This window comes from Natronomonas sp., assembly GCF_046710025.1.
GTDB lineage: Archaea > Halobacteriota > Halobacteria > Halobacteriales > Haloarculaceae > Natronomonas.
Window position 1 is genome coordinate 1 of sequence record NZ_JBKEGK010000013.1, and the last position, 25,863, is coordinate 25,863.

At 63.4% G+C, this 25,863-nt stretch carries 21 protein-coding genes; 12 read left to right on the forward strand and 9 right to left on the reverse strand.

All coding sequences use genetic code 11. The features are described 5' to 3' along the window. Positions 1 to 70 precede the first annotated feature (70 nt). From ACI944_RS01905 to ACI944_RS01920, 4 genes are all read left to right on the forward strand, one after another. Positions 71 to 496, forward strand: a complete 426-nt coding sequence (locus tag ACI944_RS01905; protein ID WP_411717377.1) for a VOC family protein — start codon at positions 71 to 73, stop codon at positions 494 to 496. Positions 497 to 754: 258 nt separating this feature from the next. Beyond that, on the forward strand, positions 755 to 1,435 hold the full coding sequence (locus ACI944_RS01910) for a helix-turn-helix domain-containing protein (RefSeq protein WP_411717379.1): 681 nt from the start codon (positions 755 to 757) through the stop codon (positions 1,433 to 1,435). Continuing rightward, the gene (locus tag ACI944_RS01915) at positions 1,432 to 1,830 is read left to right on the forward strand and encodes a hypothetical protein (protein ID WP_411717381.1); all 399 of its coding nucleotides are present in this window, start codon (positions 1,432 to 1,434) and stop codon (positions 1,828 to 1,830) included. Before ACI944_RS01910 ends, ACI944_RS01915 begins: the two co-directional genes overlap by 4 nt. Positions 1,831 to 1,902: 72 nt before the next feature. Further along, positions 1,903 to 4,419 (forward strand): hydantoinase B/oxoprolinase family protein, encoded by a 2,517-nt coding sequence (locus ACI944_RS01920; protein WP_411717382.1) that lies wholly within the window; start codon positions 1,903 to 1,905, stop codon positions 4,417 to 4,419. 400 nt (positions 4,420 to 4,819) lie between these two features. Here ACI944_RS01920 and ACI944_RS01925 read toward each other — a convergent pair whose 3' ends face one another. The 3 genes from ACI944_RS01925 to ACI944_RS01935 all read right to left on the reverse strand — a co-directional run bounded on the left by ACI944_RS01925 (position 4,820) and on the right by ACI944_RS01935 (position 8,055). After that, on the reverse strand, positions 4,820 to 6,049 hold the full coding sequence (locus tag ACI944_RS01925; RefSeq protein WP_411717384.1) for an FAD-dependent oxidoreductase: 1,230 nt from the start codon (positions 6,047 to 6,049) through the stop codon (positions 4,820 to 4,822). 269 nt (positions 6,050 to 6,318) lie between these two features. After that, positions 6,319 to 6,651 (reverse strand): 2Fe-2S iron-sulfur cluster-binding protein, encoded by a 333-nt coding sequence (locus tag ACI944_RS01930; RefSeq protein WP_411717386.1) that lies wholly within the window; start codon positions 6,649 to 6,651, stop codon positions 6,319 to 6,321. Then, complete coding sequence (locus tag ACI944_RS01935; protein WP_411717387.1) at positions 6,652 to 8,055, reverse strand: selenium-binding protein SBP56-related protein; 1,404 nt, start codon at positions 8,053 to 8,055, stop codon at positions 6,652 to 6,654. A gap of 156 nt (positions 8,056 to 8,211) precedes the next feature. On the opposite strand from ACI944_RS01935, the gene ACI944_RS01940 reads away from it, so the two are divergent. Continuing rightward, on the forward strand, positions 8,212 to 9,480 hold the full coding sequence (locus ACI944_RS01940) for a saccharopine dehydrogenase family protein (protein ID WP_411717388.1): 1,269 nt from the start codon (positions 8,212 to 8,214) through the stop codon (positions 9,478 to 9,480). A 125-nt stretch (positions 9,481 to 9,605) separates the two neighbouring features. Here ACI944_RS01940 and thrS read toward each other — a convergent pair whose 3' ends face one another. Further along, the gene (gene thrS, locus ACI944_RS01945) at positions 9,606 to 11,534 is read right to left on the reverse strand and encodes a threonine--tRNA ligase (protein ID WP_411717389.1); all 1,929 of its coding nucleotides are present in this window, start codon (positions 11,532 to 11,534) and stop codon (positions 9,606 to 9,608) included. Between the two features lie 129 nt (positions 11,535 to 11,663). On the opposite strand from thrS, the gene ACI944_RS01950 reads away from it, so the two are divergent. Together ACI944_RS01950 and ACI944_RS01955 are read left to right on the forward strand one after the other, a co-directional pair. Next, a complete protein-coding gene (locus tag ACI944_RS01950) occupies positions 11,664 to 12,437 on the forward strand; it encodes a hypothetical protein (protein WP_411717390.1) in 774 nt (257 codons plus the stop codon). Positions 12,438 to 12,442: 5 nt separating this feature from the next. Continuing rightward, positions 12,443 to 12,646 carry a hypothetical protein gene (locus tag ACI944_RS01955; RefSeq protein ID WP_411717391.1) on the forward strand — a complete coding sequence of 68 codons (204 nt, stop codon included), beginning with the start codon at positions 12,443 to 12,445 and terminating at the stop codon, positions 12,644 to 12,646. Between the two features lie 78 nt (positions 12,647 to 12,724). Here ACI944_RS01955 and ACI944_RS01960 read toward each other — a convergent pair whose 3' ends face one another. Further along, positions 12,725 to 13,663: a KaiC domain-containing protein gene (locus ACI944_RS01960; RefSeq protein WP_411717392.1), complete on the reverse strand. Its 939-nt coding sequence runs from the start codon at positions 13,661 to 13,663 to the stop codon at positions 12,725 to 12,727. Positions 13,664 to 13,797: 134 nt separating this feature from the next. On the opposite strand from ACI944_RS01960, the gene ACI944_RS01965 reads away from it, so the two are divergent. Then, a complete protein-coding gene (locus ACI944_RS01965; protein ID WP_411717393.1) occupies positions 13,798 to 14,610 on the forward strand; it encodes an NAD(+)/NADH kinase in 813 nt (270 codons plus the stop codon). A 69-nt stretch (positions 14,611 to 14,679) separates the two neighbouring features. Beyond that, the gene (gene mptA / locus ACI944_RS01970; protein WP_411717394.1) at positions 14,680 to 15,621 is read left to right on the forward strand and encodes a GTP cyclohydrolase MptA; all 942 of its coding nucleotides are present in this window, start codon (positions 14,680 to 14,682) and stop codon (positions 15,619 to 15,621) included. 153 nt (positions 15,622 to 15,774) lie between these two features. On the opposite strand, the gene ACI944_RS01975 is transcribed toward mptA, so the two are convergent. From ACI944_RS01975 to ACI944_RS01990, 4 genes are all read right to left on the reverse strand, one after another. Next, positions 15,775 to 17,391, reverse strand: a complete 1,617-nt coding sequence (locus ACI944_RS01975) for a DUF255 domain-containing protein (protein ID WP_411717395.1) — start codon at positions 17,389 to 17,391, stop codon at positions 15,775 to 15,777. A gap of 77 nt (positions 17,392 to 17,468) precedes the next feature. Beyond that, positions 17,469 to 19,067 carry a preprotein translocase subunit SecD gene (locus ACI944_RS01980; RefSeq protein ID WP_411717396.1) on the reverse strand — a complete coding sequence of 533 codons (1,599 nt, stop codon included), beginning with the start codon at positions 19,065 to 19,067 and terminating at the stop codon, positions 17,469 to 17,471. Next, positions 19,064 to 19,921, reverse strand: coding sequence for a protein translocase subunit SecF (secF, locus tag ACI944_RS01985; protein WP_411717397.1), 858 nt, complete (start codon positions 19,919 to 19,921; stop codon positions 19,064 to 19,066). The genes ACI944_RS01980 and secF overlap by 4 nt, the downstream gene beginning before the upstream one ends. Before the next feature lie 339 nt (positions 19,922 to 20,260). Then, entirely contained in the window at positions 20,261 to 20,677 is a 417-nt protein-coding gene (locus ACI944_RS01990; protein WP_411717398.1) for a plastocyanin/azurin family copper-binding protein, read from the reverse strand. A gap of 173 nt (positions 20,678 to 20,850) precedes the next feature. Here ACI944_RS01990 and ACI944_RS01995 point away from each other — a divergent pair, with 173 nt between their 5' ends. The 3 genes from ACI944_RS01995 to ppc all read left to right on the forward strand — a co-directional run bounded on the left by ACI944_RS01995 (position 20,851) and on the right by ppc (position 25,733). Next, positions 20,851 to 21,534 (forward strand): protein sorting system archaetidylserine synthase, encoded by a 684-nt coding sequence (locus ACI944_RS01995; protein WP_411717401.1) that lies wholly within the window; start codon positions 20,851 to 20,853, stop codon positions 21,532 to 21,534. A 65-nt stretch (positions 21,535 to 21,599) separates the two neighbouring features. After that, entirely contained in the window at positions 21,600 to 22,913 is a 1,314-nt protein-coding gene (locus ACI944_RS02000) for a HEAT repeat domain-containing protein (RefSeq protein ID WP_411717399.1), read from the forward strand. A 126-nt stretch (positions 22,914 to 23,039) separates the two neighbouring features. Continuing rightward, positions 23,040 to 25,733: a phosphoenolpyruvate carboxylase gene (gene ppc, locus ACI944_RS02005; RefSeq protein ID WP_411717400.1), complete on the forward strand. Its 2,694-nt coding sequence runs from the start codon at positions 23,040 to 23,042 to the stop codon at positions 25,731 to 25,733. The last annotated feature ends 130 nt before the right edge of the window (positions 25,734 to 25,863 follow it).

Consider the following 25,863-nt stretch of genomic DNA (forward strand, 5'->3'; position numbering starts at 1 on the left):
CGGGAAACTCGATAAGAAACGTCTCCGTGAACCGTACTGGGACTCCGAATCACGAGAGGTCAGTTGAACGATGCCCTCGAAGATCGATCACGTCGGCATTCTTGTCGACGATATCGCCAGCAACGCGGAACTGTTCGAACACCTTGGCCTCAAAGTCGGGGCCATCGAGCGGGTTCCGGAGTACGCCGTCGAAATCGCGTTTATAAGGGTTGGAGAAAGCCTCGTCGAGCTTGTGGAACCGGTCGACGGCGGTGGGCGTATTATGTCCGATCTCGAACGGGCGGACGGCACAGCACTATTGCACCACGTCGCGTTCCGGGTGGACGACATCGGGGCGGAACTGACAGCGTTGCGTCGTAACGGAGTCGCACTCGCCGATGCCGAACCACGGTCCGGCGCGGGCGGTGCACGCGTCGCATTCCTCGACCGAGAGGGGGCCAACGGCATCCGTATCGAGCTCGTGGAACGTGATGCGGATGTCGCACTCGATCACTAACACTAACGGGGGCCGCCTGGTGCACATGCGGGTATAAAGAGAAGACATATACCGGTCCCGTTTGGGCCAATACTTAATGCGATGATCCGGTTTTGATACTATCGCTAGTACATACACACTAATATAAAAATAAACGCGGGCGGCGTAGGTGTAGTATCCTGACAAAGAAAAATTAAAAGATACGAACAGATACGAGGTACGCAGTGGAGGTGACTGGATCAACGTGAGGTTGGAACTATGCAGTAGCTGGGCCAATACATGCTTAGAATCAAATTCCAGATACGCTCTGCAGGAATCGCTTCGAAGCTGTTCGCCATTGATGAGCAGGTTATCTCTGTCGAAATCGATAATGCACTGCCGGTTACCGAAGGTGAGGTCTTTCTTTCGTTGACCGTGGGATTCCACGCCGATATCTCGAAGGAGTCTCTTTCTAATCAGTTACCGAATATACAGATTATAGATATGTCAGAGGCGAACGTAACTCCCCATACGTACTATCTCAGTGTGCTGGCTGATCTTTCGGATGTGTCAGTTCTATCGCTGTTAACCGAAAATAAGGCCATCCCCCACACGATTGTCGGTACAGATTCGCATCTCGACGTGGTTGCGTCGGTGCGGGACTGGACCCATCTCAAGGAGGTGGCGGCGACCATCGAGGACAACCATGGCTCTCTCGAATTGGTCGGGACAACCCAAACAGAGAGCATCGGGTTTCCACTCGGCAGCAACAAAGTCAAACAGAGTATTTCCGGCAAGCTATCCGACAACCAACTGGAGGTACTGGAAACCGCATACCGGTTGGGATACTTCAAGGTGCCACAGGAGGTGACCGCCGAGGAGATCGCAGAGGAACTGGATATCAGTAGATCAACGTTAAGCGAACGGCTCCGCCGGGTCGAGCACAGTTTCTGTGCGTTGCTGTTTGGGCCACAAGAATGACCACTATCATCATCATTAAATCGGCTGATCAACGATCCGCCGTTACAGAAGCTCTTGACTCGGTTGTCGATGCGGAGGGGCCCGTCTACTTTTTACGCCTACCGCCGGTTCGCTGTCTTGGCCCGCTGGTTCAGGATTTAAACCCGATGATCGAGCACGGTGTCACGTACAGTATTGAATGTCTTCCGGAGAGAGACGACGTCTCGGGTCTCGTCGAATTTGCGATCGAAGTCGATGCAGACAACATATGCATCGGAATCACCAGCAGAACGATGACCGGTAAGGCCCAAATCGACGAACTGATGGAGTCTATTCTACTCCACGAACGGCTTTCGGGCGACATCATCGTCGGTGACCATCTCATCGTTCTGGAGGAACTCGAATATGAAATGTGACTGTCGAGCCGTCTCTGCCACGAGCGGAACGTGGCGATCGACTCCGGATCCCCCGAACAGCGAGTCCCAATCATGAGCCAGACAGATCAAAACAAAGCTGAAGAACGCCGAACGGAGGTACAATACGAACAACGCATCGTGAGCGAGAAGAGACAGCAGAACCGAGGCATCGGCTGGAACGGAAAGACGCTCCGGGAGCAGTTGGCCGTACTGGAGGATAAGACGGAGGCGACGGGAAATTACGCCGGTCTGTCGAAGTTGTCGTTGAAAGCAGACGATCCGATACGCTACGAGCAGCTGTATTCGCGGCTCCGTGCCGATCTCGTCTCCGCCCGAGAGATATCGAAAGAGGTCTCCGCAACGCCGATCGTCGAACAGGAGGGCGAACTCTGTTATGGGCTGTTCACACCAGAGGGCGACTCGATCGCCGTCTCAACTGGCATCATCGTGCACGTCCACACAATGAGTGAGGCGATCAAGTTCATGATCAATCACGATTACGAGGAGAGTCCCGGAATCGAACCCGGGGACATCTTTGTGAACAACGATCCCCACGTCGGTGACGTTCATCCGTGCGATCTGATGACGCTTATTCCGATCTTCCAAGAGGGTGAACTCGTCGCGTGGGCCGGCGGCGTCAACCACGTCATCGACACGGGGGCGGTCGGTCCCGGAAGCATGAACGTCTCCCAAGCGTCGCGGTTCGGTGACGGTGCCTACTACACGGCCCGGAAAGTCGGAGAGGATTTCGAGCTGTACAACTCCTGGAGAAAGGAGTATCCGGCGAAGACACGGACGCCGAATTTCCTGAAACTCGACGAACGGACCAGAATAACCGGCTGTTTGATGATCCGGGACTCGGTCAAAGAGCTCATCGCCAGAACGGGGGTCGAGACGTTCAAACAGCTGTCGCGAGAGGCGATCGAGGATGGCCGCCGGGGCTTTCGGAGTCGTATCAAGCGGACGATGCTGCCGGGAACGTATCGCGGTGCATCGTTCGTCGACGCACTGTACGAGGGGCAAAAGAACGTCACGCGCGACTACGCGGACGAGAATCACATTATGCACGCCCCCTCGGAGCTGCACATCCGGGGGGATGGCTCATTTCAGGTGTCGTTCGAGGGGGCGAACAAGTGGGGTTGGCATCCGTTCAACTGTACGCCCGCTGCCATCCAGGGCGGCATTTGGGTGATGCTCACGCAAACTGTTATTCCAAACGAACTGGTGAACGACGGGGCCTACTACGCCTGCGACTTTCACTTGCCGGTCGGATCGTGGGCGAACACACAGAACACGGAAACCGCTCACGCGTACGCGTGGCACTTTCTCGTGTCCGCGTGGGCCCCGCTCTGGCAACACCTCTCACGGGGATATTATGCCCGTGGCTTCTGGGAGGAGATCAACGCGGGGAACGCCAACACCTCGAACTGGCTGCAGGGTGGCGGCATCGACCAGTTCGACAAACTCCACGCCGTCAACTCCTTCGAAGCCGCTTGCGAAGGTGTTGGGGCGCGCTACGTCGAGGACGGCGAACCCCATGCCGCCGCCATCTGGAACCCCGAAGGCGATATGGGGGATGCAGAGGCCTGGGAACGAGTCGAACCGCTGCCGTTCTTGGGCCGGGCGGTCAAGCCCAACACGGGCGGTGCCGGCCGTCGAGCCGGCGGTGCCGGCTTCGAGTCGATGCGGACGGTCAGGGATGTGAGTCGATGGCTACTCTATGAGATGGGTAACGGATATATGACAAGCGACGGCGGGCTCTTCGGCGGCTACCCCGCCGCCTCCGGCTACATCCTCAACGCTCAAGACACCGATCTCAAGGAACGCTTCGAGAACGGCGAGGACTACCCCCAACACGACCTCGATCCGGAAAGCGGCGGCTTCGAATCCAAGATCGACGGCGACGTTACTCGCCGACCCGAGGGGATCAGCACGCCGAAAGAGTTCACTGATTACGACATGTACCTGAATTACCTCCGCGGTGGGTCTGGGTTGGGCGACCCACTGGAGCGGGATCCGGAGGACGTGCTTTCCGATATCCACGACGGGTACGTGCTGCCTCGACACGCCGAAGATGCCTACGGCGTAGTCGTTGAAAAAGTCGAAGTCGGGGCGAAACACAACTCAGCGGTCCAAGGCGAGTGGGAACTCGACGAAGACGCGACCGAACGATTACGCGAGCGACGGATGGGGGAACGGGCGGAGAAGGCCCAACCGGTTTCGGAGTGGTACGACGAACAGCGCGACCGCATCAGAGCCGAGGAGAACCTGATCGATGACGTAAAAAAGACCTACGGGAGCAGTATGCGCATGAGCGAGCAGTTCGCGAGGTTTTTCCGTGAGTTCTGGGACCTGCCGGACGATTTCAACTTCGACCTCAGCGAACAGGCACAGCGCTCGCTCGATAATCGGTTCGACTCCGGTTGTCGGCCGATGTGGGACAACGCCACGCGGAAGCAAAAAACGTGGCTTGATATTGATGAGGAGCCCTATGTGCCGTACACGTGGACGGCCGAACGGTCGATCAGGGATCTTCACGGCCCTGAATCGACGTTCTCGGGGCGCGAACGGGCGACCGATGACGACTAAACGTTGTCGACCCCATCATCGGTGAGCGTGGCGCTTTCAGAGAAGCGAACTTCCCCCGTCGTGGGGGATGGCCATGCTTGGGCACGCCGAGAGCGCCGTGGCCGACAGCCATGGTCGATATCGCAAGTACCGGACCGACGACGATTTCGTCAAGAGAAATATGATTCGCAAATATGCCGGCGAATGGAAATGTGAGACGCACGACGACGGCACCCGATCGGAACGTGGCCCACGAGAGTGAGACGACGACGAGAAACGCGGAGTCGCGCTCGTGTACAACCGTCGTCTCGGTCGAGTTCGCGAAACCGAGCCGTACCAAGCGGCGAAGCGCCGCCACCGCGCTCAGTGCGGAACGGATACGTGAATGAGCCCGGGATGGGCGTGGCCGACGCGTCTTGAGTCATCCACCGTCCGTCTCGACCACGCCGGCGTCAGTCGGGTTCGGTCCCCCGTATTGCTCGACGAACGCGTCGAGTCGATCCGGATCGTCGGCCCCGACGAGCGGCCGCTCCGCCGTCCTACACGGCTCGTCGACGCCCAAACGCTCGCAGACGTGGTCGGCTGTTACCTCCGCCATCTCCCGGTAGGTGGTCAGCTTTCCGCCGACAACGCTGTAGAGGTTCGATACGCCCTCGTCGCCGTGGTCGACTATTGTGAACCCACGGGAGATACCACGTCGGTCGGAGGCCGCCTCGTCGGGTTCGTACAGCGGGCGGACCCCCCACCATGTCCGGCGTTCCGGTGCCTCGGCGACCGCCGGAAGCATCGCGGCGCACTCTTCGATCGATCGCTCGACCTCCCACTCAGCGGTCTCGTACGTCTCGGGATCGGAGACGGGCACGCTCGTGGTCCCCACGACGACTTCGCCCTCGTGGGGCAGGATGATGTCGCCGTCGTCCGGATCACGGCATCGGTTCAACACCGGTCCGAGCCCATCGTAATCAAGCGATACCATCACGCCGCGACTCGGCGCCATCCCGACCGCACAACCGGCCATACCGGCGATCCGGTCGGCCCACGCTCCGGTCGCATTGACGACGTGGGTCGGCTCGATCGTCCCGTCGACGTCCCCGCCAACGTCGACCGTGGTGATCTCCTCAGCCCCGGTCTCGATGGCCTCGACCGGCGCGTGTGGGTGTACGTCCGCTCCGTGGGCCGCCGCGTCGGCCGCGTTTGCCGCCACGAGCCGCGACGGGTAGACGACGCCGTCCGGAACGCGGAACGCCTCGACGACCGCATCGGAAAGCCCATCCACGAGATCGTGAGCCGCGTCGCTGTCCAGCCGCTCGGTTTCGATGCCGATCTCCTTGCAGGCGGCCAACTTCGCTTCGAAGTACTCCGCGTCGTCGCTTTCGAGTCGGACGAACAACCCACCCGTCTCGCGGACACAGGCACCGGCGATTTCGCGGAGGGTACGGCTCTCGGCGAGGCACTCAGCCGCGCCGGATGCGTCGGACTCGGCGTACCGGGCACCGCTGTGCAACAGTCCGTGCGATCGGCCGGAGGTTCCGCTACCTAACCCGCCCCGCTCGACAAGCGTCACGTCTACCCCCCGCAACGCGAGGTCGCGGGCGATCCCGGTCCCCGTCGCGCCGCCGCCGATCACGAGGACGGTCGGATCGGCGCTCATGCGTCCTCGCCTCGGAGAATCGAGGACGGGTTCGAGTGTGCGTTCGAACGGGGAACACCGCGTATTCTGCGAGCCACACAGCGTTCGTGGGTCGTCTCGAGGTGTCGGCTTCCCGGTCGGTGAACCATACGGGCTCAATGGGATGGAGGCAATTGAGGCTGACGCCGCCGATTCCGAGCGCGTCGATGTAGCGAGTGACTCCGAAGAGCGTGGCCGAGAGATCCCGGAACGATGGCTGGTGCTCAGGGGGTCGGCAGGTGGTGTCGCCGTTACTTCCAGGGTGTTCCGACGACCTCGGCCTGAATCCCGTGGCCGATGCGTATCCGGCAGTCGGTTTCGGGTGTGGCAATACAGAGAAGAACGTACCCGGCGTCCAGCGAGCGTGTTTTCAGCGCCCGCGGCGACGCCCGGTGGCGGACGTCACCGTTGAGCAGCTCCGCGGTACAGGTTCCGCACCCCCCGTACAGACAGCCGTATGGAACAGCTACGTCAGCTCTCTCCGCTGCGTCGACGATCGTTTCCCCGTTTTCGACCCGGATCGTCTCCGTTCGGCCGTCCGGCCGAACAAGTTCGACGGAGTGGGCCGCCGCGTTCGCACACATTCACTGCCAAACGTCGCTGGTACAGTCGCCGCCGGGCCAGCGGATCTCGTGGGCACGGGCGGGGCCGCCCGGTGCGTCGCCGAAGTCGACGAGGAACTCCTCGTCGAGGTCGAGTCGGCCTTCATCGGGAAACACGTCCGCTTTGAACATCAGCGACCCCTCCTCGGCCATCTCCGGGAAGAACTGGTTGTCCCACGACGAAAACAGCGATGTCGTCCAGTAGAGCCGCGTTCCGTCCCGCGAAAGCTGGAGCATCTGTGGCGCGCCCCGGATCTCTTTGTCCTGTATTTCCTGGCGATCGCCGAACAGGCCGCCAGCCCACACCCGATCGACCAACCGCGGATTGGCCGCGTCGCTAACGTCGTACATCCGCACGTCGCCGTGGAGCCAGTTCGAAAAGAACAGATACTGGTCGTCCAGCGACAGCAGGATATCGGTAATAAGCGGCGGCACTGGCATGTCCCAGTCCTCGTGTTCGCGGGGGTCCTCGTCGATGACGACATCCCAGTCCCACGCCCCGTCGGTGCTCTCGTAGAAGCGAATGATGTTCGAGGAGAGCGCCGCCCCGACGTATCCTTGCGTTTCCTCGGGGTTGTGGCTCATCCGAACTTCGAGCGGGATCCGGCCTGCATCGCCGAATTCGAGCGTCTGTACGTGCTCGCGGTCGTCCCACGACCAGATGTGGATACTGTCGCCGTACTTGCCGGCCTCGACGTCGTCGAGGTCGAACCCCGGATAGTACGTGTTCGGCGCCGCCCATTCGCTGGAGATGAGCACGTCGTGGCGGGGCTGATACCAGTAATCGTAGTTCATCTCCATCGCACCGCGGTCGGCTTCCCAGCGGCCGTCGATGCTGAAGTCCTCTTGATCCAACTGGAGGAAGCCGCCGGGGAGTTCACCGTCGGCGTCACCCAGCATGCTGATGACGATTTTGCCACCCGGGACGCAGTGAACGGTGTGTGGTGCCGAGAGGTCGTACTCGAACAGCTCCTCAGGTTCGATGACGGTCACGATCTCCGGGTCGCGTGGCTCCTCGGCGTCAATGACGTGGATGCGCGAGGAACGCTGTCCGGGGACGATCAGATACTGTCGCGACAGTCCCTCCGCGTGACAGGACGACGAGCAGGCGTTCCAGCCGAAGTGGTGGAGTTCGTCGCCCTTGTTCGGCATCTCTACGGTGTCGATGAGTTCGCTGTACGTGTCCGAGGCGGGATCAAGATCGACGACGCCGACGAATCCCGGACCGTCGTTTTTCATCCCCACTCGTGGAGCCATCACGTACGCCGTTTGCTCCCGACCGCTCTCGGTCCGCATCGCCGCCGGCGTCGGGTACCCGGGCCCCTCGACATCGCGGTGTTCGTGGGCGTGGTGTTCCGTGGTATCATCGGAGTTGTCAGTACTCATCGCGTTTTCAATTCGGATTCGTCATAATTAATTGTATGGTATAACACCCCGTCGCGACAGCGTGTGGCGGCCGTCGCGGTCGCGGTCGTTATGGGCGGAAGCGTCGACTGACCCCGAACAGTTGAGAACGTGGGGCGCTAAACACGGCCGATCCCAGTGTCACAACCAGATCGGACGCACGACCTCGTTGTTTGGGGCGCGACCGGCGTCGCCGGCCGCCTCGTCGCCGACTACCTCACAGAGCAGTACTCGCCGAGCGAGCTCTCGATCGCGCTCGGCGGGCGCGACAAACCGCGACTCGGTGAGTTAGAAGCCACACTTGTCAACCGGCGGTCTGCATGGGAGGAGATCCCGATCGTGATCGGCGATGCGACCGAGCCGGAGAGCCTGCGGAGGATTGCCGAGACCACACGTGTCGTCTGTACGACTGTCGGACCGTACACGACGTATGGGACGCCGCTCGTCGAAGCGTGTATCGCCGCCGGAACGGACTACTGTGATCTGACGGGGGAGGTCAACTGGGTGCGGGAGATGATCGACCGCTACCACGATGACGCGGTCGCGGCGGCTACCCGCATCGTTCACAGTTGTGGGTTCGATTCCGTCCCGGCCGACCTCGGTACGCAACTCGTCCAGTCGTTCGCTATCGATACGTTCGGAACCCCGTGTGACGTGGCTCGCATCTATCTCGAAGACGGTCGCGGCGAAGTGAGCGGCGGGACGTTGGCCAGTGCAGCCGAGGTGTTCCAAGCCGCGTCGGAGGATCCACTAGCTCAACAAACGCTTCGGAATCCGTACTCGCTGGCACCCAAAGGGGAGCGCAACGGTGTCGATCCAGGCGCCCAGACAACAGTGAAAAAGGATTCACTGCGATCGGAGTGGACGGCGCCGTCGCCGATGGCGCTGGTGAACGAGCGGGTCGTTCGTCGCAGCAACGCCTTACTCCGGTATCCGTGGGGCCGCGAGTTCGAGTGTACGGAGGTGGTGCCGACGGGTGACGGTCTCGGCGGTCTGGCACGGGCGAGCGCCGTTGCCACCGGCCTCAAGGCCGTGACGGCGGGGATGGCGTTCTCCCCGGCACGGGATGGGTTACGTCGATTCGTGTTCCCGGACCCCGGCGACGGGCCGACGCGCGAACAGACCGAAGACGGCTACTTTACCGTCCGTGTTCTCGGCCGCGGGATCGCCGGTGACGGCCCGTTCGTCGTCGAGAGCCAGGTGAGTGCCGACCGGGATCCGGGGTACGGGGCGACTGCACGGATGCTCAGCGAGGCAGCGGTGTGTCTCGTGCGTGGGGAGATCGACTCGCCGCTTGAAGGAGGTGTTCTCACGCCCGCGTCGGGTATCGGCGAACCGCTTGCTGATCGGCTCCGGCAGGCCGGCCTGACCGTTGTGGTCGGCGAGTGGGATGGACCCCCGGTGTGAGCGCCCGGACCGCGCACGATCCGTGTGAGGTCTTTGTTTATAAGTGGCGGGGGTCTACTGCGTCGACGAAGAGCGCTTGACAGTCGGATTGGTCATCGAGCCCGCTTCGTGCACGTTATAGGGTGTCACTCGCCGACGAAGTCCGGTTCGACGCGTTTCTCATCGACCTCGCCCTGAAGATGGGTGCAGAACGTCTCGACATCGACGCCCTTTGCCTCCGCCTCGAATCGATCCCGGACCGAGACGGTCCCGGCCTCGACCTCGTCGTCGCCGACGACGAGCATGTAGGGCACACGGTCGTCGTGGGCGGCCTGGATCTTCTTACCCACCGTCCACGAGCGGTCCTCGATTTCGACGCGGAACTCGGAGAGATAGCGGTTCTTCAGCTGTTTAGCGTAGCCGATGTTGTCGTCGGAAACGGGGAGAATCCGGACCTGCTCCGGGGCGAGCCACGTCGGGAAGTTTCCGTTGAAGTGCTCTATGAGCACCATAAAGAAGCGCTCGTAGCTGCCGTAGAGCGCCCGATGGATCATCACCGGCTGGTGCTCCTCGTTGTCCTCACCCGTGTAGGAGAGCCCGAAGCGCTCTGGCATGTTGAAATCGAGTTGGACCGTCGGGCCATCCCAGTTGCGGCCCAGCGCGTCCTCGAAGGCAAAGTCGATCTTCGGGCCGTAGAAGGCGCCGTCGCCGGACTCGACGTCGTACTCCATCCCGCTGGATTCGAGAACGTCCCGGAGTTGCGATTCGGCGGCCTCCCAGATCTCGTCGGAGCCGACAGATTTCTCCGGGCGAGTCGCCAGGGCGACCTCGTAATCGAGATCGAACGTCTCGAGGACCTCGTTGATCTGCTCCATTGTCGTGGTGACCTCCCGCTCGATCGAGTCCGGCTTCACGAAGAGGTGGCCGTCGTCGATGGTGAACGCCCACACGCGAGAGAGGCCCGAGAGTTCGCCGCGCTGTTCCTTCCGGTATACCTTCCCGTTCTCGGCGTAGCGGACGGGGAGATCCCGGTACGACCAGTTGCCTTGGTTGAAGATAGTCGCGTGACCGGGGCAATTCATCGGCTTGAGGCCGTACTCCTCGTCGCTGACATCAAGGAGGAACATGTCGTCGACGTAGTTGTCGTAGTGGCCCGATTGCTTCCACAGTTCCGTCCGAAAGAGATGCGGCGTTTCGACGAAGTCGTAGTCTTGACCGTCGTTGAGGCCGTCGACGAACGCCTCCAGTTCTCGGAGTATCGCCTTCCCGTTGGGATGATACAGCGGGAGGCCGGGGCCGGTCACATCGGGAATCGAAAACAGATCGAGTTCTCGGCCGAGTTTTCGGTGGTCGCGCTCCTTTGCCTTCTCGCGCCGGGTCAGGAACGTTTCGAGATCGGCCTCGCTCTCGAAGGCCGTCCCGTACACACGGGTGAGCGTGTCGTTGTCCTCATCGCCGCGCCAGTACGCCGCGGCGATGTTCAGCAGTTTCACCGCGCCGATCTCGCCCGTGGAGTCGACGTGGGGGCCCTGACAGAGATCCTGCCAGCCGTCCTGAACGTAAAACGAGACCGTCTCTTCGCCTTGGGCCTCGGTTTCGAGGATCTCACGTTTGTACTCGTTGTCCTCGTAGATCTCGTGGGCCTCCTCGCGGGAGCGCTCGACGCGTTCGATATCGTAGTCGGCCTCGACGATCGACTCCATCTCGGCTTCGAGTTCCTCGAAGTCGTCCTCGGAGAGGTCGACGCCCGTCACGTCGTAGTAGAAGCCGTCGTCGGTCGGCGGGCCGATGGCGAGTTTCGCCTCGGGGGAGAGCCGCTGAAGCGCCTGTGCAAAGACGTGAGCCGCCGAGTGTCGGAGCACCTGGAGATACTCGTCGCTTTGTTCGGTGACGATAACGAGTTCGCAGTCCTCGTGGAGGGGTTCGGCCTTGTCGGTGAGTTCCCCGTCGACGACGCCCGCGACCGTGTCCGATCCGAGCCCGGGTCCGATCTCGTAGGCCACGTCCTCGATTGACGACCCGGACTCAACCTCGAGTTCGGAGCCGTCCGGTAACGTGACGACGATGTCGCTCATGGCTACGATAACTTCCGGAGGCCGCATAAGTCCAACCTTTCGGCGCCGCCACCGACCCCGCCGTCGGCCGAACCGGCCGTCGAGGCCGAGTCCAGCCGGTTTATATTCCTCTCGGTGTTAGTCTGTCGTATGATATTCGGATTCGGCGAGGACGACGACGAGGCGGAGTCGACCGACGAGGACGGTGACGCTTCCGAGGGGACGGACACCGAGGCGGTTGACGCCGGGGATGTGGGGGCTGTCGCCGACGCCGAGACGGACACACACGAGTCAGGCGAACCGGACGGAGCCGCGGACGCCCCGAGCGAGCATGAACCGGGCGACGATGACGCAAACGATACCCCGGACGCGGATACGGACGCCTCGGACGGCGAAGCCGACGAGGGAGACGAAAGCGACGAGGACATCGATCCCGAGTCGATTTCGGCAATCGACCGGATCGTCCTTGATCCCGAGAAGTTGGTGGAGATGCTGGCGTATAACGGCCAAGAGGACATCGGCCAGAAGTCGAAGGCCGTGTACAGCCTCCAGCCGCCGTTCGCCCCGGCGGTCGAACCGGCGCTGAAACACCTCGAAGAGAAGTCGACCGAGGGCAAGGCGGACGACGAAATCCATCTGCGTCCCTTCCGGTTCGTCGTCGACGGGCGAGCCGTGATCGAACAGCGCCCGACGCGGCAGGTCGCAACAGAGGAGATTGACGCCGAGGACCCAACTGACGCGGCGATCGAGGCCTGGATCGACGAGGCAATGGAAACCTGGAAAGGCCACGTCCGCGAGAACCTCGCCGAATCGGTCGATATCTTCTCGCCGCACGGGATGGCGATCGTCGATGTCGAATACGATCCCGAACCCGAGGCCGAGGCCGAAGATGACTCCCACTCCGAAACCGAAGCTGGTGAGTAATTCGCGTGCCCGACCAGTATCCGAAGCGGCCGCCCGGAGACGTGCCCTCGAAACACCACGAGCGTGCCCGCGAGCTACAGCTTGAGCTTCTCGTTCTTAAGGCGCGTCTCGAGGCCGCAAACTTCGAGAATAAGGAGGCGTTCCGGCGCGCGATCAACGAGCGACGCTCGGAATTGGATTCGCTTCGCGACCCGTCGGCCGAGCGGTGATACAGTTCTGTTCTGTATGCGTATACAGTATTTATACCCAGTTCCGGGAGCTATACATATTCGACCCGGTCGCGGTGTTCAGAAAATGTCGGCTTGCTGGTATACCGAGAGCCCGTCGCCGGTAATCTCATAGGGCTTCGTCTCCCGGGAGTGGTTGGCGTTCCGGATCTTCTGGATTTCGACCGCCAGCCGCGTCTCGCCGAACTCCGATCGGACGTACTGGAGAATGAAGACGGCGTCGGTCAGGTATTCGATGATGCCGTGTTTTGACGTGTAGGCGTCCCGATCGCTCGCCTCGCTCGTTAGCATCGTCGTGACGCCGGCCTCTTTAAGTGATTTCGTGAAGTCGAAGACCTCGGTGCGCCGTCTGGACTGTTCGTCGTACATCATCTCTAAGAGCGAGACGGAATCAAGTACGAGCCGCTCGGCCCCGAACGCCGAGACGAGTCGCGGGAGATCGTTCCGGATCGAGGTGAGGCTGTTGGCCATCTCAATCGGATCGAGGTCGACGATCGCTAACTGCCCATTGGCGACGTACTCGTCAAAAGGCCAGCCCTTCTCCTTGGCCGCCCGCTCAACGGCGGAGGTACCCTCCTCAAGCGTAATGAACACCGCTTTTTCTCCGGCCTCAAGTCCGTGGCTGATGAACTGCAATCCGAGCGTCGTCTTGCCGGTCCCGGCCGATCCCATCGCGACCATCAGCGAACGCTCGGGGACGCCGCCCTGAATCATCTGATCGAGGCCGCCGATCCCGAGTTCGATGCGCGGGATGTCCGATTCAAAGGACTCCTCGAACGTGTCGGTACCCGTCCCCGACCCAGCGTCGAAGGCGGCCTCGAAGTCCTCCATCGCCGGATCGTCGTCTCCGGACGAGGCAGCCTCGAACGCGGCCTCAAAGTCCTCCGTCGTCGGCTCGCTGCCGGCCGGATCGTCGGCGAGTGACTCGTCGGCAGCGAGCGACTCGCCGTCGGCTCCGTCGTCGGGGCTGTCCCGCTCAAACCAGTCATCGTCGCTCATTTGCTCACCCCGATCGACGCGCCCATACCCGGCGTTCGGCCGCCGGGAACTTATATGAACGGCTCCGGTCTCGCCGTATACGTGCCATCGGGCAGTCGGGGGGCTTTTGTCGCCGGCTGTCGAAGGCCAATTCGATGCACATCGGCGTCGTCGCAAAGCGTGATACCTCCCGCGCCGTCGAACTCGCCGACCGGATCCGGGGCCGCGTGGACGCGACCGTCACCCTCGACGAGTTGACCGCTGAGGCGCTCGGCACCGAGGGACGCTCGGTCAGTAACCTCGCGGCCTGCGATCTCGTGGTCTCCGTCGGCGGCGACGGGACGTTCCTCTTTACCGCCCGCGAGGTCTCGCCGACACCGATTATGGGGGTCAACCTCGGCGAGGTCGGCTTTCTGAACGCCGTCTCGCCGGGTGACTGCGTCGCCGCCGTCCGGTCGGCGGTCGAGCGCCTTCGGAAGGGCGAGGCGACGTTCCATGAGCTTCCACAGATCCATACCGAGGGTGAGGGATTAGAACTCCCGGCAGCGGTCAACGAGGTCGCGATTGTCGGCCCGCAACGCGGTCGAAACAACGGGATCGGATACGATATTCACGTCGATGGCGAGCGCTACGCCGGTGGACGGGGCGACGGCGTGCTCGTCTCGACAGCCGCGGGGTCGACCGCCTACAACCTCAGCGAGGGCGGCCCGCTCGTCCATCCGGATCTCTCGGCGTTCGTTGTCACCGAGATGTGCCCCGCGGACCCGATGCCTCCTCTCGCCGTTCCGACGTCGGCCGAGATAACTGTCCAGATCGAGGACACGGCGAACGCCGTCATCGTCGCCGATGGCCGGAGTCGCGAGCGCGTCGATCCGCCGACCGCCGTACGGCTCTATCCGTCGGAGACGCCCGTCCGGATCGCCGGTCCCCGGCTGGATTTCTTTGCCGCGCTCGGGAAACTCGAGTGACCGGTTCGGCGTGCAGGTGGCCTGCCCCTTCCGAAAGCGATAACGGGGTTGCAGCCTTTTAAGTGAGTAATGAGTCAGCAGTTGCCGGACGTGCAGGCGTCCAGCCCAGAAGTCACCGTCGGCCTCAATCGAGTTGGTGTAACGGGTGTCGAAAAGCTCGTCAAACTCCACCGACCAGAGGATCGCCCGATCGTCCTGATGGCGGAGTTCGAAGTGTTCGTCGACCTCCCCGGCTGGCGGAAGGGCGCGGACATGAGCCGGAACATGGAGGTCGTCGACGAGATGCTCGAGGAGGCCGTCTCCGAGCCCGCCCTCCGGGTCGAGGACGTCTGCGGTGACGTCGCCGAGCGCCTCATCGAAAAACACGACTACACGACTCAGGCCGAGGTCCGCATGGAGGCCGAGTACACAATTCGCGAGGAGACGCCGGCAACCGAGCGGCCGACGCAGGCGACGGCCGATATCATCGCCTCAGCGACCGCCAGCGAGGACGGCACCACGCGCGAGGAGATCGGCTGCCACGTCGTCGGGATGACCGTCTGTCCGTGCTCGCAGGGCATGAGCGAGTCGCGGGCCCGCGACGTTCTCGGGGGGCTCGATGTCGAACGAGAGACGATCGACGCGTTCCTCGAGGAGGTCCCACAGCCCGGCCACTCACAGCGCGGCCACGCCACTCTGACCGTCGAAACGACCGGGCAGCCGCAGGTCGACCTCAACGAGTTAATCGAGGTCGCCCGCGACTCGATGAGTGCGCGGATATACAACCTCGCGAAGCGGCCCGACGAGGACCACATGACATTCCAGAGCCACAGCGACGCGAAGTTCGTCGAGGACTGCGTCCGGGCGATGGCCGAGGGCATCGTCGAGACCTACCCCAACCTTCCCGACGACGCGGTCGTTCGCATGGAGCAATCCAACGACGAATCGATCCACCAACACAACGCCCACGCCGAGCGCGTGGCCGAGTTCGGTCGACTCAAAGACGAGATCGGCGACGAAACCGGCGTCTGAGGCCCTCGATCCGATCGCCTCTCGACTCGCTCGGATGCACTGCCGCATCTTGGGGTATTTTTATTTAGGCCACCCTATCTCGTCACCGGAGGTATCGGCTGGTAGACGGACGCGTTATAAATCGAAGCCGATCCCACATCCCCCGGTCGTTCGCTACGGACGTGGTCCCTCGGCAGCCCGATCGAGCAGTGCGTCCGGCGTCTCCGCGGGGGGAAGCGCCTCGCCGCCACGGACGACAACGGCGTCGGAGCGGTCGCCGGGGACGACGACCTTCTCGTGGTCCGCGATGCGGAGCGCCGCCCGGTGGAGGTCGGTTCCCGCGGCCGGCGTCCGGACGACAAGTGGTTCGTAGTGCGCTCGCGCGCAGGCCGCGGCGTAATCCGCCGCCTCGACGCCCATCCGATCGTAGGCCCCAGCAAAGGCAGCTAGGGCGTCCTCGGCGGCGTCTCCATAGCGCGTCTCGCCCGTCAGCGCCTCGAGGTCCAAGAGCGCGTCCGCCATCTCGGCGTTTGTGCCGAGTGGGTACAGGGGCCGTTTGAGCAGCCCCGCCCCCGTCGGATCGCCGTCGCGGAACGATCCATCGGCGGTGACGAGTCGATCAATGGCGTCATCGGCGACCGCTTTTGCGGGATCGAGCCACGTGTCCGGGCCGGTGACCTGCGCCGCGGCGGTCAGCCCCGAGAGTACCCGGGCGTGGTCGATGAGCAGCCCGGACTCGCTTTCGTCCCCTCTGAAGTGGTCGATCCGGCCGTCGTCGAGAAGCGTCTCGAGGACTGTCTCAAGGGCGCGTTCGGCATGTCGTTGCGCCCCTTCGTGATCGGTGACGGCCGCAAACCGGAACATCGCGTCGGCCGCAATCCCGTTTCTGTCGGCAAAGACGGTTGGGTCGACGTGCGGCGGGTCTGCGTCCTCGCGTTCGGTCGGTTCGAGGGTGTAGTAGTCGCTCGCGGCCTGGCTGGCCGCGAACGCGTCGCCGTTCCAAGCGGTTGTCATCAGGTACTCGGCCGTCCGCTCGGCAGTCACCTGGTAGGAGTTCTCACCCGTGTAGAGATAGCCCGCGGTGAACGCCCGGAGCAGCGCCGCGTTCTCGTCGACCAGTTTCTCGCGGTGGGGTTCGCCCCAACGCCGCGTCTCGGCGAACCGATAGAAGCCGCCATCGTAGGTGTCAAAAAGGTGGGCCTGGACGGCCTCAAGCGTCCGGGTAGCGCGGTCACGATCGCGCTTGAGCGCGAACTCGATCGTCCGTGACAGCGGAAACTTCGCATCGGTCCCCCAGCCACCGTACTCCTCGTCGAACGCGGCCGCCACCTGCTCGACCATGTGAGCCTCGATATCCGCAGTCACTTCCCCGGCCGGGCGGTCGTCGCCCGACACCGACCGAGGGATCCGGCCGGCGGCACTCCCCTTCGCGTCCCAAGAGCCCCGGACGCCGTCGAGAACCTGCCGGAGGCCGTCGGGGCCAAGGTATGTCGCACCGGAGAGTACCTCGCCCTCGGGGGTGAGAAAGACAGTTGTCGGGAATCCGCCCATGTTGTATCGCTCCCGGATTCGGGGCTGTCTGTCGACGTCGACGCGGACCGGGAGAAAGCTCTCGCCGATGTTGGCGGCGAGTTTGGGGTCGGAGTACGACTCTTCGTCCATCCGTTCACACCACGCACACCACGGCGCTGTCAGCGAACACAACACGGGTTTGCCGGCACGCTCGGCGGTCTCGAAGGCCTCCGGGGCCCACTCGTGCCAGTCAACGAGCGTCCCGTCACGAAAGGTCATACCATTGGTTTCGGGGGCAGCGCCGAAAGGGCTTCGAAGCGCCCCGGAAGCGCCCGATAGCGGGAGCTTCCCGGCGGTTAGTCGTCCTCGCCCAACACGAGGATGCGGAGGATATCCCCGTAGGCCGGCCGCGTGATCAATACGCCGATCAGAACCCCGATGATTGTGACGATCGCGAAGCCCTGCAGGTCGCCGAGCGAAAGCACCGCCAGCGGCGACATCGCGACGATGGTCGTCGCCGCCGCGGCCCCGATGACCCAGAAGGCTTTCCGGAACCGCGACTCGAACACTCGTGACGTGCTAACGTCTCCCTGTTGCATGATTTCGTCGGCGATGATCACGAGGTCGTCGACCCCAGTCCCGATGACCGCGATGAAGCCGGCGATGTGCGAGAGATCGAGCGGCAGGCTCACCGCGGCCGCGAACCCGAGGAGGAGATATACCTCAGCGCCAGCCGTGAGCAACATCGGCGCCGCGACCTCCGCTCGGCGGTACCGCAGGAAAATCATAAGTGAGACCGCAAGCACCGCGGCGGCGCCGGTCACGAGCGAGAGCGGTTTGAACTGCTCCGCGAGACTCGGCAAGAGGAAGAACGTCGTTCCGCGGTTCTCGATGTCGAGGTTCGTTCGGAGCGCGCCGGCGCGCATGTTGATCTCGAGTTCGCGGGCCTCCTCGAAGGATGTCGTTGTCGTCCGATAGGAGGGGTCCTCGTCGAATGCGCCGCTCGCGAACGACGACGAGAGGCTTGGCGCGATGCCGGCCGCGAAGACGACCTCGCCGTCTAGGACGGTCAATAGACACCGCCCGGGGTCGTCGGCGGCGTTCGCCTCGATGGAGGCGTTCAAGTCGTATTGACACCGCGTGCCGCTTTGCTGGTCGAACCCGTTGGCCCGCATGGCCTCACCGAAACTCGCGCCAGCCTCCTCGCTCAGCCGGATGGGCACGAACGTTTCGCCCCGTTCCTGTCGGGCGCCGCCCACCTCGGCGAGGTCTCCCTGATCCAGCAGCGACTCGGTTTCGTACGTTCCGTTCTGGCTGGGGTACATCGCCCAGATCTCGACCTGCCCGCGGTCCCCGATGAGGTCTATGACCTCCGTCCGGTTCGCGCCGGGCACCTCAACGACCATGAACTGCTGGCCGGGGGCGGACACCTGCGTGGCCGACCCGCCGCCGAGGCCGCGTTCGGTAAGACGCTCGTTCAGCACGTCCTCGGCGTTGTCGCGAGTGTCTCTAGTGACGCCCATCCGGACGTCCTCAGTCGTCGTCGAGTAGCCGGCCGCCGAGAGCGCGTCGGCGAACTCAGCCTGGGTCGTATTCCCGACGACGCCGTCGTCAAACACTTCGACGGTTCCGGACTCGGCGCTGGCCCGAACCTCGCTTGCGCTCAATCCGAGTTCGTCCTGTAGCGTCGACTCGATCGCCCGTTCGTCACCCGGGCTGATCTCGAGCCCCGAGACGGTCATCCCGACGAACGGTGCCCTGACCTGCGTGCCGCCGGAGAGTTCGAGCCCGAACTGGAGGTTGGTATACTGTGAGCCCGACGCCTGACCGGCGTCATCGGCGGAACCTAAGATGCCGCCGCTGCCGCCGAGTGGCGCGAAGACGGCGACCGTGCTTATCAGCAGGAAGCCGACGAGCAGCCAGATCCGCCAGTGTTTCTTGATGCGGAGTTTCATTTGGCGATTCCCTCGTACTTGTAGTATCTGAGCAGGCTCACGTTCAACAGGTAAGTGTTCATCAGATCGGCCAACAGCCCGAAGACGAGTATCAACCCGACGTCGGGTAGCAACGGGATGCCGAGCGTATAAGAGACGAGCGTCATCACGACCATTGCGGCGATTGATGTCGTCGTCATCGTGACTCCGGTCCGCATCGCTCGGGCTGTCGAGGTGTAGAAGTCACCGTGGCGTCTGAGAACGTGGTTATTCAACAGCAGATCCGAGTCGACGGAGTAGCCGACGAGCATCAAAAGCGCCGCGACCGTCCCGAGTGTCAACTCGATGTCAAACAACCGCATCAGCGCCAGCGGGATCACGAGATCCGAGAACGCCGAGGCGATGACGGCGATTGACGGAATAAATGTCCGGAACAAAAGGGCGACGAGGGCGGCCATGCCGCCGAAGGCGACCGCCAGCCCGAAGATCGCCTGCCGTTGGGAGTCGGAGGCGAAACTCGCCGAGCGCTCGCCGACCGATTCTATCTCGTACCCCGCACTCTCCGCCCGCTCAAGCAGCGGATCGGCGTCGTCGGCCTGGAAGGTCAACTGGTAGGTGTCGGCCTGCCCGGCGATAGGCGTGACCGAGTCGATCTCGGTGTCGAAGGCGTCGCGTATCTCGGCGGGGGAGTCGCCGGTAACGACCTGCATCTCGGTTCCGCCGGTGAATTCGATGCCGAGCGTAACCGGTAGCCCCGACAGCGCCGTCGCCACCGTGAGGACGACGATGGCGGCGGCCAACACCCCGATCGGGACCGCCACTAGCTGACGGTTGGTGTACTCCGTGTAGTCGATCTGCGGTACCGACGCGTCCATGCCTCCCGATGTGATTGCCCCGCGAATAAGGGTTGTCGTTCGCCCGCCCGAGGGCACAAATAACCGTGGGAGCATCTCACGTGGCCGTATCGAAGTTGGTCACGGGGGCTCGTGAGAGCTACTCACGCGACCCCACGCACGATCCCAGAGAGGGTCACTCACCCTACACCTAGTGTGGGCGTTTCCGGCTGTGGCTCACCTACTTCGAGGTGGCGGCCCACCCTCAACTCGTGAGGGATCGGAGATCCCTCTGACCGTCCGGACGGGCCTGCGGCCCGTGAGGAGAGAGCGCCGAGCTTCCGGCCCCAGCGGAAGCACAGGCGAGTAGGGTGGGGTAGTTCACTCAGTCACGATGATCGCGCCGACCATCCCGCTCGGCTCGTGGGGGATACAGAGGTAGTTGTGCTGGCCGGGAACCTCGAAGGTGTGTTCGTACGTTTCGCCGGGCGAGATGTTGCCGCCGCCGGTCGCGTGCCAATCCTCGCGGGCGACCTCAAGATCATCGTAGCCGCCGGAAGCAAAGTACTCGGCATCTTCCGGGATGGTGTTCTCGTACGCCGTGACGGTGTGGCCCCGGGAGCCGTTGTTGCCCCAGACCACAGTCTCGCCGACGGATACCTCGTACTCCTCGGGAAGAAAGGCGTTCTGTGACATCCCGATATCGAAGTCGGCGTCGCTGAGTCCACCGTCAAGGCAGCCGGAAAGCGTAACCGCCGCCGTCGTTCCGGCGGCTGCGAGAAACGACCGTCTGTCCATACAATCAATTGCGGTCGAACAGACATATGTACCGCGATTCCGGAACGAACGCGCTGCGATTCCGTGACGAACACGCCGCATACGTCGGCCGCGGACGACAGGAACCAAGCCAACCGGCGGCGACCGGAAACGAACCTACTAAGATGCCCGTCGCCGACCGCCGAGGTAGAGTAATGCAGCCGCGGTTTCTCGGACGACTGGGCGTCGCCGATACGGTGACGGCCACGAACGCGGCGATCGGCTTCGCCGCTGCCGCGACCGCGGCCATCGACCCGGGCCTCGCCGCACGGTTGATTTTGCTGGCCGCCATCGCGGACGGCCTTGACGGCGTCGTTGCCCGTCGCCTCGGCGGCACCGACGTCGGGCCGCTGCTCGATTCACTTGCGGACGTGGCCTCATTTGGCGTGGCCCCGGCAGTTCTTGTGTACACGGTCGCAAGCAACGGCGACGCGGCCAGTATCTCGACGCCGATCGCTCTCGCCGCCCTCGCCGCGTCGGCGCTGTACGTCGCAATGGCAGTCATCAGACTCGCCATCTACACGCTTGAGGACAGCAACCGTGCCGAGACGGTCGGCGTGCAGACGACGCTGTCAGCGACGCTGGTTTCGGTGACGTACCTCGCCGGGATCGGGAAACCGGCGGTGTTGGTCGCGCTCGTCGCGGCGTGCTCGTATCTGATGGTCGCGCCGGTGTCGTATCCGGATCTCTACGCGCGAGACGCGGCGATCCTCGGCGGGTTGCAGGCGCTCGCGGTCGCCTTTCCTGTCGCATTTAATCGCGTTCTCCCGCGGTCGCTGTTGGTGTTCGCCGTCGGTTATCTTGTTCTCGCGCCCGTCGCGTACTGGCGCGCCGCCTGAGGACGTCAGCGCTGTCCGGCGGAACGAAGGGAAACGCTCTTGATCCGTTCTTTCGGAGATAGCGTATGAGCAACGGGGACGACGAGCGCGCCGACGACACCGACAACGGGGCGTCCGGCAACGGGGCCGACACCGAGTCCGGAGCCGAAAGCGACGCCGCCGACGTCGGGGCATTCGAATCACGGCTCGACGACGCCGAGTCGGCCCTTGAGAACGCCGAGACGGAAGCCGATCTCGATTCAATCGAGGCGACAGTCGACGATATCGAAGCCGACCTCGAGGATACCGAGTTCTCGGTCGTAGAGCCCGAGGACGAGGACGAAGAGCCCGAGGACCCGGCCGAACCGCTCGAGGACCGGATCGGCGACCTCCGCGACGGAATCGAGGACCAGCGCGGCCCCTACGGCGAGGACGTCGCCGATGCGGCGGGCGACGCTGCGGGGACGATACGCGGGACGCGTTGGACCCGGGACGGCGAGCCCGCCGTCGCCGAAGCAGTCGAGACCTACCTCGGAGCCGCCGAGGCCGAGCTCGACACGGAGTTCGGCGTCGAGGGTGACGATGACGATTCGCGTGCGGACGCCGTCGAGTCGGTCGGCGAAACGGCTGCCGACGGCCGCCTCGACGCCGACGAGGACGCCGACATTATCGCCGCGCTGCTCGAGGCCGTCGACACGCTCGAAGCGGCCCTCGAGGATGCCGAGGAATGGAGCGACCTCGAGGTCGCCGAACAGCTCGAACGTGAGGGGTTCTACGATCGCATGCACTCCGAGAACCGCAAGGATTTCCCGCCGGAACTCGGCGTCGTCCGGATCGCCGAGGCCGAAAACGACCCCGAACGGATCCTCATGGCGCTCGAGAACCTCGATTCGGACTTCATGCAGGAGAACTGCCTCGACGCGCTCCGACGACTCGGCTCCGAGGAGGCGCTTGAGCCGGTGGAGGCGCTCGCACAGCGCCGCGACGTGCCCGCCATCGAGGTGCTCGGAAAGATCGCCGACGAGAGCGCCGTCGAGACGCTGGTCGATTTCGTCGACAGCGGGAACCCGCCGCTCCAGAAGGCGACGCTGCGCGCGCTCGGCGAAATCGGGAGCGAGGAGGCGAGCCAACCGATCGCGAACGTGCTGGCCGATTCGGATCCCGCTGTCCGGTCTGTCGCCGCCCGCGCACTGGGGCTCATCGGTGACACACGCGCGATCGAGCCGCTCTCGGATCGGCTCGACGACGAAGGGGAAGCCGACGAAGTCCGGGCCTCGGCTGCCTGGGCGCTGGTCCGGATCGGCACCAAACGCGCGCTTGAGTCCGCCGCCGCCCACGACGACGACCGCGACTACGGCGTCCAACTCGAAGCGCAAAAGGCCACAGACGCGACCGTCTGAGACGCATCGATCCGGCGATCTATAACGATAAATCACCGGATAGAAGCCCCAAAACCGGGATTTGTTGTTATAACATCGTGTGTTCGGACGCCGTGTTTTATGTACCCGACGTTGGAACGTATCCGCATGCGATTACACCGTCGTGACATACAGCGAGATATCCGGGAGTTGGGGGCGATGCTCGGCGACACGATCAGGACCCAAGAATCAGGGGCTGCCTTCGATACCGTCGAACACCTTCGGAGGCGGTCGATCGAACGACGGAGTGGCGCCGGTGATGTCGGGTCGATCCGGGCCGAACTCGACGGTCTCGACACCGACCGGGAACTCGTCGCCGCACGCGCGTTTACCGCCTACTTCGAACTGATCAACCTCGCCGAGGAGCGCGAACGAATCAGAGCCCTCAGAGAGCAATCACAGGCCGGCGTCCCGGACGACGGCCTCGAGGAGGCCGCCGACGCGCTCGCAGACAACGACACTGAGGCCATCGAATCGGTACTCGACGATGTCTACATCCAACCGACGTTCACCGCCCACCCGACCGAGGCCCGGCGCAAGACGGTGAAGGCGAAGCTCCGATCGGTGGCGTCGTCGCTCGAAACCCTCGACGAGCGGCTCCTGACGGACAAGGAAAGCGGACAGATCGAGCGGGAACTTCGCGCCGAGGTAACGAGTCTCTGGCAGACGCCACAGATCCGTCAGCGCCAACCGGAGCCGACTGACGAGGCGCTGAACGTCCAGTGGTATCTTGAGAACACCCTGTTTGACGTCGTCGGCGAGGTGTACCAGGAACTCGAAGACGCGCTTGCGGATCGGTCGGAGTTCGACGCGGATAAACGGGTGCCGAAGCTGTTCGAGTTCCGGTCGTGGGCGGGCAGTGACCGGGACGGCAACCCCTACGTGACGCCGGAAGTGACGACCAAGACGCTGTCGAGGCAGCGACGCGTCGTTCTTGAAAGGTATCGCGACGAGTTGAAACGACTCTCTGGCGTGTTGAGCCAGGACTCCGATCACATCGAGATCGGCACGGAGGTCGACGAGCGACTCGCACACCACGAGGAGGCGCTGCCGTCAGTCTCAGCCGAGGCCGAGGAGCGCTACCCGGACGAGCCGTACCGACAGCTCCTGCGGTTGATGCGCGAACGACTCGACCGAGTCGGGACCGTCCGCCCCGGCGAGTACGGCGGCATCGACGGCGTCATCGCCGATTTGGACGCCATCGAGGCCGACCTGCGCTCGAACGGCGCGGGCAACGTCGCCGATGTCCACGTCGACTCGCTCCGCAGGCAGGCCGAGACGTTCGGTTTCACGCTGGCGAGTCTCGACCTGCGGGATCATCAAGAGAACCATACCCTCGCGATCGAGGCGGCGCTCGACCGGCAGGGGATCGACTACGCCGGCATGGGCGAGGACGAACGGGTCGAGTTCCTGACCGACGCCATCGCCGAGGAGGAACCGGTTCTTGAGTTCGACGACCTCGGCGAACTCGGCGAGACCGCCGAACGCGTTCTCCTCCGCTTCGAGCGGTTAGCCGACTGGCAGCGCGAGTACGGCACCGACGCGATCGACACGTACTGTATCTCGATGTGCGAAGAGCCGAGTCACGTCCTTGAGGTGCTGTTCCTGGCCGATCAGGTCGACGTCGTTGACCTCCCTGGTCACTCGGGACTCGACGTGGTGCCGCTTCTCGAGACCGAGTACGCCCTCTCGGGTGCCCGCCGAATCATCGGGACGCTCTTCGAGAACGACGCCTACGCCGCGGCTATGGAGGCACGCGGCGGAACACAGGAAGTCATGCTCGGGTACTCCGACTCGTGCAAGGAGAACGGCTTTTTCGCCGCACAGTGGTCCCTCCAGCGGAACGAGAAGCGACTCGCCGAAATCTGTTCGGACTACGGTGTCGAGTTGCGACTGTTCCACGGCCGGGGCGGCTCGATCTCCCGCGGCGGCGGCCCGATGAACGACGCGTTGCTCGCGCTCCCAAACGAGACGGTCACCGGGGAAGTGAAGTTTACCGAGCAGGGCGAGGCGATCGCTGAAAAATACGCTAGCCCGAAGATCGCCGAGCGCGAACTCGAACAGATGCTCAACGCACAGCTCCGGGCTAGACAGGGGGCGATCGAGCGACCCACCGAACCGGTCGAGGAGGAGTGGATCGAAGCGATGGAGACCGGGGCGACGGCCGCCAGGGAGGCCTACCAGGAACTGCTTGAGACCGAGGGGTTCGTCGCCTTCTTCGAGCAGGCGACGCCGATCACGGTCATCGAGAACCTCAACCTCGGCTCGCGGCCGGCCTCCAGGAGCAGCGAGCGAACGGTCGAGGACCTGCGGGCGATCCCGTGGGTCTTCGCGTGGACACAAGCACGGTGCATTGTTCCCGGGTGGTACTCGCTGGCAACCGGCCTCGACGCGTACCTCGATGACGGCGGCGACATGGAGACGCTCGAGGAGATGTACAATTCGTGGCCATTCTTCCGGACGATGCTGGATAATGCGGCGATGGCGCTTGCGAAGACGGACATGACTATCGCCACGGAGTACGCCGCGCTCGCCGACGATGACCTCGAAGAGCGGATCTTCACCGATATCGAGGCCGAGTACGAGCGGGCGGTCGAGCTGGTCGCTGAGATCACTGGCGGGGACTCGCTGCCGCTATCGGGATGGTTCAACGAGAGCCTTCGGCGTCGGAACCCCTACGTCGACCCGCTGAACCTGCTGCAGTTGCGGTTGCTGTCGCGATCGGAGCGCTCGGAGGCAGAGCGGCGTGCGCTTCGCATGACTGTCAAGGGGATCGCGGCCGGGATGAAAAACACCGGTTGACATCCTCCCCGCGCTGAAGGGCGGGGTTTTAGCCTTGCAACATTTATAAACTACCCCACCCCTGCGGGCCACAGTTTATATACGAATACGGGGGCACACCCCGTGTGTTCGGACGGATCGCCGCGGTACT